We start from the raw sequence: 14468 nt of genomic DNA on the forward strand, positions 1-14468 counted from the left end.
TTACCTCGCTCCAGCATCCGTGCGCCAGCCACCACCCAGAGCCCGAAATAAAACGACTTCGCTTTGCGACACCAGCAAATCGGACTCAACCTGCTGGAGCGTGGCGGCGGCAAGCGAGCGCTGCGCGTCGATCTGCAGCAGCCCCGGCGCATCGCCTAGCCGAACACGCGCCGTGGCCCGCCGGACATAAGATTGCGCCTCGCGCGAGGCCAAATCCAGATCGCGATTCCGACGCATCTCCGCGTCATAGGCGGCCAGCGCCGTCTCCACTTCGCGCAAGGATCGTAGCACAGCCACGTCCCATCCCGCGAGCGCTGCCCGTTCGGTCGCACGCGCCTGTTCCAGCTTGGCTCGCGCGGGCGCCTGGTTCGGAAAGGCCCAGGTGACGAGCGGCGATGCGACCGCCTTGAACCCGCCGGACAATAGCCCGAGCGCCCCGCCGAGATTGACTCGGGGATAAAGATCCGCGCGCGCCACGCCGACACGCGCCGCAGCGGCGGCAAGGCGTCGCTCGGCCTCGCGCACGTCGGGGCGGCGCAACAGAAGGGCGTTCCCGTCCCCAATTGGCGCCACCGCGCGAAGACGAGGCGGCGTCTTGCAAGTGAAGTTGTAGCTCCGCGCTTCGGCAGGGGGACGGCCTTGCAGCGTCGCCAAGCGATAGAGCGCATTAGTGCGCCGCGCCTCAAAGGGCGCTACAGCCGCGCGGGTGGTGGCCGCGGCCGTCGCGACCTGCGACACTTCCAAGGGGGATACCTCGCCGGCGCGAAGCTGCTCGCGCACGAGGGCAACCGATCTGTCCTGTGCGGTCGCGATCTCGCGCGCGGCATCGATCGCGCGGGTCGTGCCGCACAGGTCGACATAGGCGAGCACCGTATCGGCAACCACGGCGACGCGCAGACCGTCGAGGATCGCGGCCTGTGCCTCGGCATCGGCGTGGGCGGCCGCTGACGCGGAACGAAGGCGACCGAACAGGTCGATATCCCAGCTCGCTGTCGTCGCTATGTCGTAATCGGTGGTCGGGACGTTCCCCGATGCGCTGGGTTGCGAGGCGGAGTTGTCGATCCCGAGCGCGCTTTCGAAGGTCGTTTGCGGAAGCCGCGCCGCCTGCGCTTGCCGCAGCGCCGCGCGCGCACCGTCGAGATTGGCATAGGCGACGCGCAGGTCTGCATTGGCGACAAGCGCCGCGCGGACGAGACCGTCAAGCGCAGGGTCCTCATAGAGCCGCCACCAATCGTCGGGCACCGGCTCGATCGAGGCGACCGGGAGCTGTGCGAATGCGCCGGTCGCGCTCGCCGGTGCCACCGTGGCTGGCGGCTTAGGTACGCTCATGCACGCGGAAGCGAGGAGGGCAAAGACGGGTGCAATGCGCGGAAGGACGGTCATGCCAGCGCCTCCTGGCGATCGGCGGCAGGCGCAGGGCGCTCTTGGCCGTAGCGAGCATAGAGCGCAGGCAGCAGCAGCAGGTTGAGCGCTGTCGATGAGATGAGGCCGCCCAGGATCACGATCGCCATCGGATGCTCGATCTCGTGGCCGGGGGCGTTGCCGGCGACGATCAGCGGCACCAGCGCGAGGCCTGCGCAGGCCGCGGTCATCAGGATCGGCACCAATCGTTCCTCGGCGCCGCGCAGCACCAGCTCGCGCCCGAACGCCATGCCCTCGTACCGTTCGAGGTGCCGATAATGCGACAGCAGCATGATGCCGTTGCGCGCGGCGATGCCGATGACGGTGACGAAGCCGACCAGCGAGCCGAGCGACAGCACCCCGCCGGTGAGCGCGACCGCCACCACCCCGCCGACCAGCGCGAAGGGCAGGGTGATGCCGACCAGCGCGGTAACGCGGCGTGAGCGGAACTCGACCCATACGAGGAGCAGGATGCCGACCAGGCACAAGGCGCCGGTGGTCCATAGCCGCTCGCGCGATTCCTTCAGCGCGGCGTATTCGCCGAGCACCTGGGGATGATAGCCGGCCGCGAAGGGCACTTTGGCGACCGCCGCGTCCACGGCCTGCGCGACCGTGCCCAGGTCCGCGCCCGCGACGTTCATGGTGACGTCCAGACGGCGCTGGCCGTTCTCACGCTTCACTTCGTTGGGGGCGGGCACGATGTCGATGTCGGCGATATCGGCAAGCCGCACCGGCGCGCCGCCGCCCGATGCAACCCCGGTGGCGGGCGGCGCCTGTATCATCAGATCGCGTAGCGCATGGATGCTGCCCCGCACCGCAGGTTCGCCCCAGACCGCGACATCGAACGCCTTCTGGTCGTGGTATATCTCGCCGACCTTTGCTTGCGCGACGAGCACCTGGGCCTGGCGGCGGACCTCGCCGGCGGTGAGGCCGAACCGGGACAGTTCGATCGCGCGCGGCCGGATGCGGATTTGCGGCACGAGCACCTGGCTTTCCAGCTTCAGGTCGGAGACCCCCTGGATGCCGCTGATGGCGCTGCGGACGCGCGCGCCGGCTGCGCGCAACTCCTCCTGATCGGGGCCATAGATGCGCACGACGATCGTTGCGCCGGCGCCGGTCAGCACCTCCTTGATGCGCTCGCGCAGATAGGTGAGCACATCGCGGAACAGGCCGGGATAACCTTCGACCACTTCCTTGATGCGCTTGACCGAAGCGTCATAGTTGGCGCTCTCGTCGAGGCTGATCCATAGCTCGGTGAAGTTGGGACCGACGACCTCGTCAGCCTGTTCGGCGCGGCCGATATGGGCGCCGAAGTTGCGGACGCCGGGAATGGCGCGCAGCTCCTTCGACGCGCGGATGGTAATCCGGTCCATCGCCTCGATCGAGGTGCCCGGCTTCTCGACGAAGTGCATGAGGAAATCGGTTTCGCGGAAGTCCGGGAGGAACTGGTCCTTGAAGGTCGCATAGCCGGCGCCGGTGAGCAGCAACCCGCCCGCGATGATGCCGACCGCGATCGACGGACGGCCGACGACGCGCGGCAGGAAGCCGGCGTAGCGGCGCTTCAAGGCAGTGACGAAGCGAGTATCGCGCTCCTCCTTCAGCGGTGCGTTGGGGAGGAGCAGCAGGCACATCGCCGGCGTGACGGTGAGCGCCACCAGCAGCGACGTGGCGATGGCAAGCACATAGGCGATGGCGAGGGGCTGGAAGAAGGTGCCGGCAACGCCACCCAGGAAGAAGATCGGCAGGAAGACGAGCATCACGACGAGCGAGGCGAACACCACGGCCGAGCGCACTTCCAGTGAGGCGGCCAGCACGACATCAAACGCTGTCTTTGGATTGGCAGACTCCCGATTGAGCCGCAGGCGTCGTGCAATGTTTTCGACGTCGATGATCGCGTCGTCGACCACCTCGCCAAGCGCGATGACGAGACCCGCGATAATCATAACGTTGATCGTCGCTCCCGACCAGAGCAGCACCAGCCCGGCGCCCAGCAACGACAAGGGGATGGCGGCAAGGCTGATCGTCGCCTGTCGCCAGTCGCGGGTGAACAGGAACAGCACCGCCGCCACCAATACGCAGCCGATCAACAGCGCGCGGGTGAGGTTGTCGATCGAGCGCTCGATGAAGGTCGCGGGACGGAAGATGGTCGTGTCGACCTTCACGTCCTTCAGTCCGGGCTTCAGCTCGACGAAGGCAGCCTCAACCGTGTGAGTCAGCTCAAGTGTATTGGCAGTGGGCTGCTTCTCGACGATCAGCATGATGCCGGGGCCATCGTCGATGATGGCGTCGCCGATCGGCGCACTGAAGCCGTCGACCACGCGGGCGACGTCGCCGATCCGCACGGGGGCTTCGCCGGCCTGCTTGACGATCGCCTGGCCCAGCTCGGCCGCGGTCTGGACCGCGCCCGCCTGCTGGACAGCAAGCCGTTGGTTGGGCGTGTCCACGAACCCACCACCGCCTACAAGCACCGCGTCACCGGCGGCAGCGCGCACTTCGGCCAGCGTGACACCGGCGGCGCGCAGAAGATCGGGATCGACGAGCACTTGGAGCTGGCGATCGCGCTGGCCCCATACCGCGACGTTAGCGACGCCGGGCACCGCCATCAGGCGGGGCCGGATTGTCCAACGCACCAGCTCTGAAAGCTGCTTCTGGTCGAGCTTGGTCGATGATAGCCCGACCTTCATTGCCCGGCTTGTTGATGAGAGGGGCGGCATCAGCACCGGCTGACGCGCGGCGAGCGGCAGCCGCGGTTGCACCTGCGCGATACGCTCGCCGACCATCTGGCGTGCGCGGATCACGTCGGACCCGCGCTCGAAAAGGATCTGGACGGACGACAGCCCAAGCACCGACTTGGAGCGCAGTGTCATCAGGCCGGGCACGCCGTTGACCGCGGTCTCAATCGGGACCGTGACCAGGCTCTCGACTTCCTCCGTGGAAAGGCCCGGCGCTTCGGTCTGGATTTCGACCATCGGCGGAGCGAACTCGGGGAACACGTCGAGCGGCACGTCGCGCCCGGCGCGGATGCCGAACACGACCAACAGCACGGCGACCGCGAGGACGAGAATTCGCTGTGCGAGCGCGAAGTGGATGAGACGGCCGAGCATCAGTGCGCCGCCCCGAACTCGGTCCCGAACAGCTCAGCCGCGCCGGTGGTCACGATCTCTGCACGCTGCGTCAGCCCGCGGGCGAGTAATGCGCGCCCGTTCGCCTCGGAGGCGACCTCGACGCGCTGGCGCACGAAGGTATTGGCAGCAGTCTTCTGATAGACCCATTCGCCGCCATAGATATCGCGCAGGATCGCGGCGGACGGAACCGACAGGCCCTCGGTGCGGCCGGCAAGTGGCAGGTCGACGGACACGCGCTGGCCAACCCGGAAAGCACGGTCGCGATTGTCGACCGCAAAATACAGGTCGACAGTGCCGGCGAGTGTATTGGCCGAAGGCGGCGCCTGCACCGGGCGCGCGCGGCGCGGCGCGGCACCATTACCCAGCGGACGGATCGTCGCGGCACCGTCTCGGCGGACATTGCCGATGTCGCCGCTGAAGACGGAGGCGCGCACCCACAAGATCGATTGCGAACCCAATGAGGCAACGGTCGGGCCGAGCAACTGGCGCTGCTGGCGCGCGGCGCCAAGCGCGGCCTGCGCTGCTACGAGTGCGGCAGCGGCTTCGTCACGCGCGCGGACGCTACCCGCTTCCTCGCGCACCAAGCCCTCGGCGCGATCGAGCGCAATCCGGGCGAGCCTGGCCTGCGCGCGCGCGCGCGCCAGCTCGGCGTCCGCGGCCGCCTGCTGGCTGCCGATCTGCTGAAGATTGGTAGTCGAATTGACCGGCACACCGTTGGCGCTCGTGGGTGGAACGACGATCTCGCCAGCAACCTGTCGCTGTGCCGTTGCCGAGCCGCCGCCCACGCGCGCCAGGCCGATTCCGAGTCGCTGTTGGGCTTGCGGCGAGAGTGTCAGCTTCAGCAGTTCCGTTTCGTGCACGATCGGCTCGGCGTGCGAGGGCGGGGCCGCTGGTTTCGATGGGTTGCTGCCGCAGCCGGCGAGCAAGATGGGCAATAGGAAGAGGGAATGGCGCATGAACGCGGCGTAACATCCGAATGATGGGGGCCGGTGGAGCGCACTATACAATACGTCAATGTGCGCGCCGAGAAGCGATAGACGTCCGCACCCTCGTCAGTGACTCAATGCATTGGGGAAACATTGGGACGAGTATACAATACCCCAATGCAGGAGCTCATGGCTTGCTCCTGGCCCGTCATGCAGCCATGCGGCAGATGCAAATCGTTCGCATTAGCATTGACGTGTCAGGGGAAAATAATGAAAACTAGTATCATCTCGCGCATCTCTTTGGGGGCCATGTCTACCGTGCTGGCGGTTGCTGGCGCGGCACCGGCCTTCGCGCAGACGCAGGACAAGCCGACGGAGCTGGGCGGGGTCACAGTGACCGACACGGCCATCGACGATCAGGAAGCCGAGACGTCCTACAAGGTCTCGCGCAGCATCGGCGCGACGCGCACCGATACGGCGCTAGTCGACGTGCCGCAGAGCGTGACGGTCGTGCCGGTGAAGCAAATCGCCGATCAGGCGGCCAACAGCATCGGCGATGCGATCCGTTATGTCCCTGGCGTCTTCTCGTCGCAGGGGGAGGGCAATCGCGAAACCCTGTCGTTCCGTGGCAATTCGACCACGGGCGACTTCTTCGTCGATGGCGTTCGCGACGACATTCAGACCTATCGCGACCTCTACAACATCGACCGACTTGAGGTGTTCAAGGGGCCGAACGCGATGATCTTCGGCCGCGGCGGCGTGGGCGGCCTCATCAACCGCGTCACCAAGGTTGCCGATAGCCGGCAGCATATCGCCGGTCGCCTCGAAGCCGGCAGCTTCGACCACTATCGCGGGCAAATCGACATCGGCGCGCCGGCGAGCGAGGTGCTTTCGCTGCGCCTGACTGGTGTCTATCAGAACAGCGGCAGCTACCGTGATGGCGTCGACTATGAGCGCTGGGGTCTCAATCCCACCGCCACGTTGGCGCTTGGCCCGGACACGACGGTGTCGGTCGGATATGAACATTTCGAGGATAATCGCGTCGCCGATCGCGGCGTCTCGTCCTATCTGGGACAACCGCTCCGCACCCGGCGCGGCCAGTTCTTCGGCGATCCCGGGAACAGCCCGACGTGGACCGATACCGATGCTGGCACGCTGTTTATCGAGCATCGCTTCAGCGAAACGGTGTCGATCCGCAATCGTACGCGCTACGCGGAATATGACAAGTTCTACCGCAATGTCTTCGCTGGCGCGGTGAACACCACCACCTAGGTCAACCCGGCTGGCCTGCCTGCCGGGAGCTATGCTTCCGGTACGATCGTCGCAATCCAGGGATATGACAACGCGACCCAGCGCAAGAATCTGTTCAACCAGACTGACGTCAACGCGACGTTCTCCACCGGCGCGATCGAGCACACGCTGCTGATCGGCGCCGAGTTTGGCCGCCAGGAAACGGATAATTTTCGTAACGAGGGTTTCTTCCCGACAGCGACGAATGCGCAGGGGGTCTCGCCCATCTTCGCTACAATTGTCGCGCCGCGCGTCCGACGTCCCGACGTGCTCTGGCGCCAGACTGCCAGCAGCGCAAACAATCATAGCGTTGCCAAGGTCGCAGCGGGTTCCATTCAGGATCAGATTGCGCTCTCGCCGATGTTCGACGTCGTGGTTGGCATCCGCTACGAGCATTTCAACACGAAGGTCCGCGATCAGCGCACGGTCGGTTTCCCGGCCGGCCAGCAGCGCGAGTTCGACGTCACCAACAATCTGTGGTCGCCGCGTGCGGGCCTGATCTTCAAGCCGGTCGAGCAGGCTTCGATCTACGCCGCTTACTCGCGGACCTATCTTCCGCGCGGCGGCGATCAGCTCGCTGGCCTGAACCTTACCAATCAGAGCCTCGCGCCTGAAACATACGACAACTACGAGATCGGGGCGAAGTGGGATATCGTGCCCACATTCAACCTCTCTGTCGCGGTGTTCCAGCTCGATCGCAGCAATGTGCTGGCCCTCTCCGATCCCAACAATCCCAGCTCGCCGACGATCCCGATCGGCCGCCAGCGGACCAAGGGCGTCGAGCTGAGCGCGCAGGGTGAAATCACCGATCAACTCAGCGTGATCGCCTCCTATACCTATTCCGATGCCAAGTTCCTGGACTCGCAGTCGGGAACTGTCCTGCGCGGCAATCGCGTCGCAAACGTGCCGAAGCACGCTGCCGCACTGTGGACGCGGTTCGATCCGACGGAGACGCTCGGCGCCGCGATTGGCGTGATCCACCAGGGCCGTCGTTTCGCTGCAACGGACAATCTCGTCTCGATGCCGAGCTACACCCGGGTCAATGGCGCGATCTACTATCGCTTGTCTCCGCAGCTCGATTTCCAGCTCAACGTCGAGAACATCTTCAACGAGCGATATTTTCTGTTCTCGAACAGCAACACCAATATCACGCCCGGGTCGCCGACGGCGTTCCGGGTCGGTGTCAACGCCCGATTCTGATGTTGTCATGCGCGTGTTCGGCCTTGCGCGGCTCACATCACGCGAACTCTATGTGATCGGCCTCCTCCGGGGGGCCGATCCGGCGACCGGGTCCGCCGATCTGGTGGCGCATTTCGATGGGCTTCGCACAGCAGCTGCCAACCTCGGCTTCCATCCGGGGCCGCCGGACGGTGCCTATGCAAGCCGCCATGAGCTGTGCCTGCTCGGCTGCAGCGAGAACCCTGATGTGCTTCTGAGTATCGGCAAGGCGATCCGCCGGCCTGCGCTTGCCCGCGCGCGCCATTTGGACGGTCAGGGCATCCATCTCGCCCACGCGGCGATCTCGCCGGGTTCGGAGTTTCGCGGCAGCCCCCGCCTGATGTTCAAGCGAGGACTTCTCGTGCGTGTTCGGACCGGACTCTACTGCGCTGCGCCCGAGACAATGCGTGGGTGAGGGTGTGAAGGTCAGCGAATTTGGTCAAGGGAAGTCACACCGCGAGGCCGTGCGGCAGGCGCGGGATACGCAAGCGGGCGAGCTGACTGGGGGGCGGTATCAGCCGAGCCGCAAGCTTCGCTGGATCTCGCTCGGCATTATCGCAGCCATCCATGTCGCGGGGTTCTACGCGCTGCAATATCTGGACGTGAACATCGTCCGCCGCCGTCCGGTGCCCCCGCTGGTGGTCAACCTCCTGCCGCTCGATCCGCCGCCACCGCAGTCCATGGCGCTTCCGACGCAAAAGATCGTCGAGCAAGCGCCGAAACCCCAACTGGTGGTCGTCCCGCCTCCGCTGATTGCGATGCCCGCAGCGCCCACGACAGTCCAGACGACAACGAAACCCGAGCCCGCGCTTCCAGCGCCGGTCGAGGCAGACGAGCCCAGACCGGCGGCGCCACCCGCAGCAAAGGCGCTGGCCAACCTAAACACGCGGCTGCTCTCGACTGAGTCGCCCCGCTATCCAATGGAATCACGGCGCCGTCGCGAAGCTGGAATCGTGGTTCTCTTGGTCGTCGTCGACGAGCAAGGTAGCGTGAGCGACATTTCGATCGCAAAAAGCAGCGGTTTCGAGCGGCTCGACAAGGCAGCGCTGAGTGCTGTGCGTCGTTGGCGCTGGTCTCCTTTGATGATCGAGGGTCGACCGAGCCAGGTGACGGGCCTTGTCCGTATTCCCTTCGAACTCAAGGCTGCGCGCTAGGGGTTCTGCCAACAAACTGTATGCTGATCGCCGCTGGTTTTGCACCAATAGTAAATTAGAAGGGCAGGCCTGACACCGGGACCCGATCACGCCTGCTCCGGTGCACGAAGTGAGGACAGGACTTTTCGTCAACCTGATAAGCGCGCGCAAATCCACGTCGTGATCGTGTTGATTGGACGAGTTAATCGCTGGGCGAACCAGGTTTCGACAGAGCCCGGTCCATTGAGGCTTTCCGCGCGCCAGCCCAGGGCGACCATCCCGCTGCAGATACAGACCAAGGTGCCGAAGCCAACCAAGGGATAGTCAGCGGCAGCGGTTTCCACATAGCTAGAAACGCGGATATAGCCCACAATTGACAGGATTCCGACGCCGATCCCGTAGGGCGAACTTCCCCGCACCGGCAGTGCACCGAGAAGCAGTGCGAGGAAGGGAAGGAACAGGCACAATGCGGCATAGGCGCATCGCGAGGCAAGGGACGAAAGCGCGGCTCTCGCTCCCGTGCCGGTGGCACGTTCGGATTGAATTCGCGGGATCAATTCCGTGTAGGATAACCGATCGAGCGCGGTTGTAACACGGCGCTGGGCGTTGCGATCCTCGCGTACTAGATTGATCCTCAGCCGCGCGAAGTTCATGCTAAAAAAGCCGCCCTCGGAGCGCGGTGCGAGACTCTGGCCATTCTCGAGCAGGAGATTGAGGTTTCCGGCATCGTCGAAGGACGCTTCGGCCTGCCCGGCGGCTAACACCGTGTTCTTTCGAACGATGAAGACGTTGATCAGCTTGTGCGTGGAGTGGTCGAAGCTGTCTGCCGTCATGATCGTATCATTGTCGAGCCGGACGAACTCGCGAACATTCCCGCCGAGGCCATAAAGCCCACGGCGTATGTCCGAGATGAGGCTGTCCAGCTCATATTCGCCGGCCGGGCGGAAATGGAAGTGGATGCCGATCTCGGCCGTGGCGCAGAACAGGCCGATGAGGAGGGGCACCATAGATAGTCGCGCCGGGGATATGCCAGCTGCCGCGAAAATTTGCCACTCCCCGCGCAGCGCCAGCGACCGAAGGGTAAGTGCGATCGACAGGAAGAGAGCCAGGAGGATTCCAATTCCGAGATATTCGGGCAGCAGATAGAAGGAAAATCGCGCAAGGACCTGCAGTGGCTTCCGCACATGCTCAAGGAAGTTCAAAAGGCGCCCGATATTTTCCAGAAGCAGGATTGCGACAATGCACACCAGAATGGAGGCAAATCGTAGCAGAATCCGCTGGAGAAGGTACCGGTCGATCAACATCTGCGGTCAACGCTGACTGTGACGTGTCGCCCACCAAAGGAACCGGACGATCAAAGGCCAGCCTGAGCAACTGAACTGCCACTTCAGCCCGCACTGGTCCCGAAAATCGGCGCGTGGGGCGCGATTGATCGCCAGCAGCCGCGCTTCTCTTCGGGTTCGAGCGGTCCGCCTGGACGCAGTCCCGGCGACCGGAACTAAATGTGCATCTGGCGGCGGCGTAAGAGACTCAGGCCGCATCGGCGATTCTGCACTTACTGAGCGAGTAAGTTTCGAACAATCGCTGGAAATGATCGTCCATGCTTTGCACATCGCACGCCGTCAGGCTTGCGCGCTGTCGATGGAGGGCCGGTCCGGCCGCAACAAATCGGCGAATGGCGTTGGCCAGGCCCCATGCCGACCTTGCTTCATACATCTCCCCCTGGCCTGGCACGAATTGATCGGCCGCCCCGCCTTCGTCGGGAACGATGAGGGGAAGGCCGCTGGCTTTTGCCTCGGCGGCAACCATGCAGAAGGTTTCGGCTTCGCAGCCGTGGACAAGTGCATCGGCGCTCGCCAGCACGGCAGCGACTTCCCGCCGGTCGGTTATCGGGGCGGCGAGATGAACATGGGGATTGTTCGCGGCCGCGCGGACGACAGCCGCTTTCTGCCGCCCATTTCCGAGTAGAACGAGGCCGACAGGGTGGTCGTAGCCTATCGCCGTGATGGCCTCGATGACCATCGGCCAGCGCTTCTCGGCGGCGAGGCGTCCGAGGCCCAGGAGAAGCGTCGCATCCTCCGGCAGGTCGCACCGTGCAAGAAGTCGCGCCCGGAGTTCCGCATTTCTTAGCGCGGGCGAGAACAGTCCGGGCGCAACGCCCATAGGGATTGTCCTCACCTTGTTGAGTCCGCCCGCGCTCAGTCGTGCAGAGAGGCTGTCGCTGGCGCTCACGACCATGTCGAACTGATGGTCTAGCCGCCGCAAATGACGCCAGTACCAGTCGAAACCGCGATCGATTTTGTCCCGCGATGCGAGCGTACCGAACCAGCGATAGGCATAGGCGGAGAGTGGATCGGCATGCATGACCAGCGAGCGCAACGCGGGACCTTGCCAACGGGCCACCATCGCCGGGCTAGCCCAAGGCGACGACGCCTCCACCACGTCGGGAGCGAGACGATCAAGCAGCGCATGGAGTGCAAGCTCGTCGGCGAAATAGCGATAGCGGCGGTCGAGCGGGAAGCGCGGAGCGGCGAGCGTCATGATGCACCCGCCGGCGGTGCGCTGGATGGTGCTGTCATGTTCCCCCGGCGCGACGACGATCACCTCTTCGCGTCCTGGACGCGCGACTTGCAGCTTGCGCTCGACATAGGTTTTCACGCCGCCACCTTGCGGAGCATAGAAGGCGCAAACATCGACGATCCGCATGGGTCTACCTTTCGATGGGGCCGAAGGAGAACAGCCCCTTGCGGTAGTTGACGATGATGCGCACGCGCGTGGGCCCATCGCCGACGTGTACGCTCGCGGACGCAGCGTTTGGCTTGGACCATCCAAGCTTCGGGTTGCCGCTGAAGCCGATGCCGTCGACGGAGAGGCCGAATTTTCGGTTTGCGTCGCGGTCGTGCAGCAGGCTGAGCGCGAATGTTCCAGCGGACGGTGCGCGGATGCAGAGTTCGACCGGGCCTGTACGCGGCACATCGACTTCGACGCGTCTAAATGTCTTTCCGGCGCTCAGCAGGATGTTGTCATCCTGAAGGAAGTCGCGATCATTGGCCGGGTATAGTTCAAGTTTCAATCTGCCGCGTCGATCCTTGAGGCCGATGACCTCGACCAGCAGAGAGGATCCCGCCTCGCCCGGCCGGCATTGTCCCTCGGCTTTGCCGAGATCCGGTGTAGACGGCAACTGGGCGCCGACGAGGAACAGGAGTGGCCCCATCGTGATCATCGCATACGGCTTTCGTCGAGCAGGGCGGACATGCCGAGACTGCCGCCGACCAGCAGATGCGCGCCCAGGATCAGGCTGGCCATCAGGGTCATGGCGGCGACGATCTGTTGGTCTGACCCAACCATAAAGACCGCAAGACCAGCGAAAACGACGTCTTTGTTGGGCAGAAACGGCAGCCGCGACAGAAGCTGGCGCGCGGTCGCCAGGAGCAGCCACCAGCTCAGGGCGACTGCGGGCAGCAAGAGATGCCACATGATCGCCGCCAGAAGCGCCGAAATTATGATCCGCGCAACATGCGTGCCGGCTACAAACCAAAGTTCACGACGAGGCAGGGTGAACAGGCGCTTGCGCAGCAGGAGGGCCCCGATCGACGAGCCGAGGATGAAGAGTGCCGAAGCGACAAAGGCGGTGCTGTCGATCCCGAGGTGAAGCGCTCCCAGGAACGGCGCCGACATGATCACCATCAGCAAGGTGAACACGTTGCCCGTAAGTGCGCTCAAGATTGCCACATCCTTGATTGCGCCGAAGGGGGCGGCGCTGACGTGCGCGTTCCGCCGCGCCCAGGTGTAGAAATAGACCTCGCCCAGATACCCGAGGAGAATCTCATTGCTGACGAGCTTACGCAGGAGTGCGGCAAACCCTTCGGCCGGCAGCGACCACAGGCGGCGGAAGATGATCCACTCGCTTGCTGGGCCGACGAGATAGGAGGCTATGAACGTTCCCCAAAAAAGGGGATTTGACGGCAGAAGTGTAAATAGACTGCGATAGTCGATTTGCCGGAGTTGGTAGCTTACCGCGACAAGGATAAGGAAAGAAATGAGCGGTCCGGCCCATTTCGTCCAGTTCCTGCCTTTCTCCACCAGTGGAGCAGGATCGATGACATGACCGATGGTCGCTACGGCTTCGATCTTTTCCAGTGATGCTTGAGCGGTATTGCCCATTGAAACGGTGCTGATCATGAACAAGGATCTCCAACCTGCGCACGCTGACGGCGTGGGCTGGGCGACACCTCAGTTCGGATCGCTAAGGCTTCTGCCTCGTCTCTGTGGCGATGAAGCATGGCCATCGCCGCCAGATAGGCCTCGGATGCACGTTCCAATGTGAAGCGATCGGCCTGCGCCAGACTCAAGCGTTGATTCTGAGTCGCGGGATGAGCGCGCGCGATCGCTGCTGCCAGCATATGTTCATCGCCGACCGGGACCAATTCACCCAGCAGGCCATCCTGCAGTAGTGTCGCCATGCTGCGGCTGCAGTCGGTAGCGATAATCGAAAGGCCAGCCGCAAGCGCCTCGAGCACGACCGCGGGCACGCCTTCATAGTTCGACGACAGGAGCAGGATGTCGAACTCCGGCAGGATCGTCGCCGGCTCCGCGACATAGCCCGAGAAAATCACGCGACCGTCCAGGCCCAGGCGCTTTGCCAGAGTTTCGAGTTTCGGCCGCTCTGGACCGTCCCCAATCACCGTCAGGACATCGTCTTCGCAGGCACCGCGAGCAAACGCGCGAAGCATCAGGGCGATGTTCTTCTGCGGCGCGAGCCTGCCGACGGCGACAAAGCGCCCGCCGGCATGGACAGTGCGATCGATTCTCGGGTTTGCCCTCAGCCTGTCGATCAGCGACATGGACAGCGCGGGATCAGGGATGATGGTGATCCTGTTGGGTGGCACGCTGAGCCGTTCTTGTATCTCGTCCGCCATTGGACCTTCCATGCCGACGAGATGATCAAGGAATCGGCCCTGAACTCTGAGCCAGAGGCGATACAGCGTCCGCTGCCACCACGGCTTGTCGTATCGATCGAGGTCGTTGCTGACCTTTGCCAATATCGGGGGACAGCGGCGGCCGAGCAGGAGCCTCATGGCAACGGCGATGACCGCATAGGTGTTTCCAGCGCAGAACAAGACATCCGGACGCAGCTCACGGATTACGCGCGGGAGCGTCCTGATCATCCAGATCGTCTCCCACCTCGCCGTTCGCGGGCGGGGAACGGGCGGCGTGATGAACTCTATGCCCGCGCCAACATCATGGCCCATTTCGCCATCGGTCCTGCCGAGGAACAGGGGCGCGTCCACCCCCAATGCACGCCATTGCCGGACCAGTCGCAGCGCGATGCGCTCGACGCCCCCGGGTTCGAAGCTGTGAAGGAATGTCAGCAC

12 protein-coding genes are annotated in these 14468 nt (G+C 64.1%); 4 read left to right on the forward strand and 8 right to left on the reverse strand.

Annotation, left to right across the window (positions count from 1 at the left end; translation table 11 throughout):
- The 3 genes from CAF53_RS23755 to CAF53_RS23765 are packed head-to-tail and all read right to left on the reverse strand — an operon-like array spanning nt 1 to nt 5482.
- Nucleotides 1-1383: a TolC family protein gene (locus CAF53_RS23755; RefSeq protein WP_100239789.1), complete on the reverse strand. Its 1383-nt coding sequence runs from the start codon at nt 1381-1383 to the stop codon at nt 1-3.
- The gene (locus CAF53_RS23760) at nt 1380-4505 is read right to left on the reverse strand and encodes an efflux RND transporter permease subunit (protein WP_100239790.1); all 3126 of its coding nucleotides are present in this window, start codon (nt 4503-4505) and stop codon (nt 1380-1382) included. Before CAF53_RS23760 ends, CAF53_RS23755 begins: the two co-directional genes overlap by 4 nt.
- Nucleotides 4505-5482: a membrane fusion protein MtrC gene (locus tag CAF53_RS23765; RefSeq protein WP_100239791.1), complete on the reverse strand. Its 978-nt coding sequence runs from the start codon at nt 5480-5482 to the stop codon at nt 4505-4507. The genes CAF53_RS23760 and CAF53_RS23765 overlap by 1 nt, the downstream gene beginning before the upstream one ends.
- Before the next feature lie 240 nt (nt 5483-5722).
- Between CAF53_RS23765 and CAF53_RS28400 the strand changes: the two genes are divergently transcribed.
- The 4 genes from CAF53_RS28400 to CAF53_RS23780 are packed head-to-tail and all read left to right on the forward strand — an operon-like array spanning nt 5723 to nt 9114.
- Nucleotides 5723-6724: a TonB-dependent receptor plug domain-containing protein gene (locus CAF53_RS28400; RefSeq protein ID WP_242443604.1), complete on the forward strand. Its 1002-nt coding sequence runs from the start codon at nt 5723-5725 to the stop codon at nt 6722-6724.
- A gap of 45 nt (nt 6725-6769) precedes the next feature.
- Nucleotides 6770-7942, forward strand: a complete 1173-nt coding sequence (locus CAF53_RS28405; RefSeq protein WP_277949221.1) for a TonB-dependent receptor — start codon at nt 6770-6772, stop codon at nt 7940-7942.
- A gap of 7 nt (nt 7943-7949) precedes the next feature.
- Nucleotides 7950-8375 carry a hypothetical protein gene (locus CAF53_RS23775; protein WP_100239792.1) on the forward strand — a complete coding sequence of 142 codons (426 nt, stop codon included), beginning with the start codon at nt 7950-7952 and terminating at the stop codon, nt 8373-8375.
- Between the two features lie 4 nt (nt 8376-8379).
- Nucleotides 8380-9114 carry an energy transducer TonB gene (locus tag CAF53_RS23780; protein ID WP_100239793.1) on the forward strand — a complete coding sequence of 245 codons (735 nt, stop codon included), beginning with the start codon at nt 8380-8382 and terminating at the stop codon, nt 9112-9114.
- Between the two features lie 128 nt (nt 9115-9242).
- On the opposite strand, the gene CAF53_RS23785 is transcribed toward CAF53_RS23780, so the two are convergent.
- The 5 genes from CAF53_RS23785 to CAF53_RS23805 all read right to left on the reverse strand — a co-directional run bounded on the left by CAF53_RS23785 (nt 9243) and on the right by CAF53_RS23805 (nt 14468).
- On the reverse strand, nt 9243-10397 hold the full coding sequence (locus CAF53_RS23785; RefSeq protein ID WP_100239794.1) for an LptF/LptG family permease: 1155 nt from the start codon (nt 10395-10397) through the stop codon (nt 9243-9245).
- A gap of 226 nt (nt 10398-10623) precedes the next feature.
- A complete protein-coding gene (locus CAF53_RS23790; RefSeq protein WP_100239795.1) occupies nt 10624-11799 on the reverse strand; it encodes a glycosyltransferase in 1176 nt (391 codons plus the stop codon).
- 4 nt (nt 11800-11803) lie between these two features.
- On the reverse strand, nt 11804-12316 hold the full coding sequence (locus CAF53_RS23795; protein ID WP_100239796.1) for a DUF2141 domain-containing protein: 513 nt from the start codon (nt 12314-12316) through the stop codon (nt 11804-11806).
- Entirely contained in the window at nt 12313-13275 is a 963-nt protein-coding gene (locus CAF53_RS23800) for a hypothetical protein (protein WP_242443605.1), read from the reverse strand. Before CAF53_RS23800 ends, CAF53_RS23795 begins: the two co-directional genes overlap by 4 nt.
- A complete protein-coding gene (locus CAF53_RS23805) occupies nt 13272-14468 on the reverse strand; it encodes a glycosyltransferase (RefSeq protein ID WP_242443623.1) in 1197 nt (398 codons plus the stop codon). The genes CAF53_RS23800 and CAF53_RS23805 overlap by 4 nt, the downstream gene beginning before the upstream one ends.

Source organism: Sphingobium sp. LB126 (assembly GCF_002795205.1).
Classification (GTDB): Bacteria; Pseudomonadota; Alphaproteobacteria; order Sphingomonadales; family Sphingomonadaceae; genus Sphingobium; species Sphingobium chungbukense.

Excerpts from the sequence above, each read along its gene's own strand:
- CAF53_RS23755 (WP_100239789.1), bottom strand. The coding sequence starts at position 1,383 with ATGACCGTCCTTCCGCGCATTGCACCCGTCTTTGCCCTCCTCGCTTCC.
- CAF53_RS23760 (WP_100239790.1), bottom strand. The coding sequence starts at position 4,505 with ATGCTCGGCCGTCTCATCCACTTCGCGCTCGCACAGCGAATTCTCGTC.
- CAF53_RS23765 (WP_100239791.1), bottom strand. The coding sequence starts at position 5,482 with ATGCGCCATTCCCTCTTCCTATTGCCCATCTTGCTCGCCGGCTGCGGC.
- CAF53_RS28400 (WP_242443604.1), top strand. The coding sequence starts at position 5,723 with ATGAAAACTAGTATCATCTCGCGCATCTCTTTGGGGGCCATGTCTACC.
- CAF53_RS23775 (WP_100239792.1), top strand. The coding sequence starts at position 7,950 with ATGCGCGTGTTCGGCCTTGCGCGGCTCACATCACGCGAACTCTATGTG.
- CAF53_RS23785 (WP_100239794.1), bottom strand. The coding sequence starts at position 10,397 with ATGTTGATCGACCGGTACCTTCTCCAGCGGATTCTGCTACGATTTGCC.
- CAF53_RS23790 (WP_100239795.1), bottom strand. The coding sequence starts at position 11,799 with ATGCGGATCGTCGATGTTTGCGCCTTCTATGCTCCGCAAGGTGGCGGC.
- CAF53_RS23795 (WP_100239796.1), bottom strand. The coding sequence starts at position 12,316 with ATGATCACGATGGGGCCACTCCTGTTCCTCGTCGGCGCCCAGTTGCCG.
- CAF53_RS23800 (WP_242443605.1), bottom strand. The coding sequence starts at position 13,275 with ATGATCAGCACCGTTTCAATGGGCAATACCGCTCAAGCATCACTGGAA.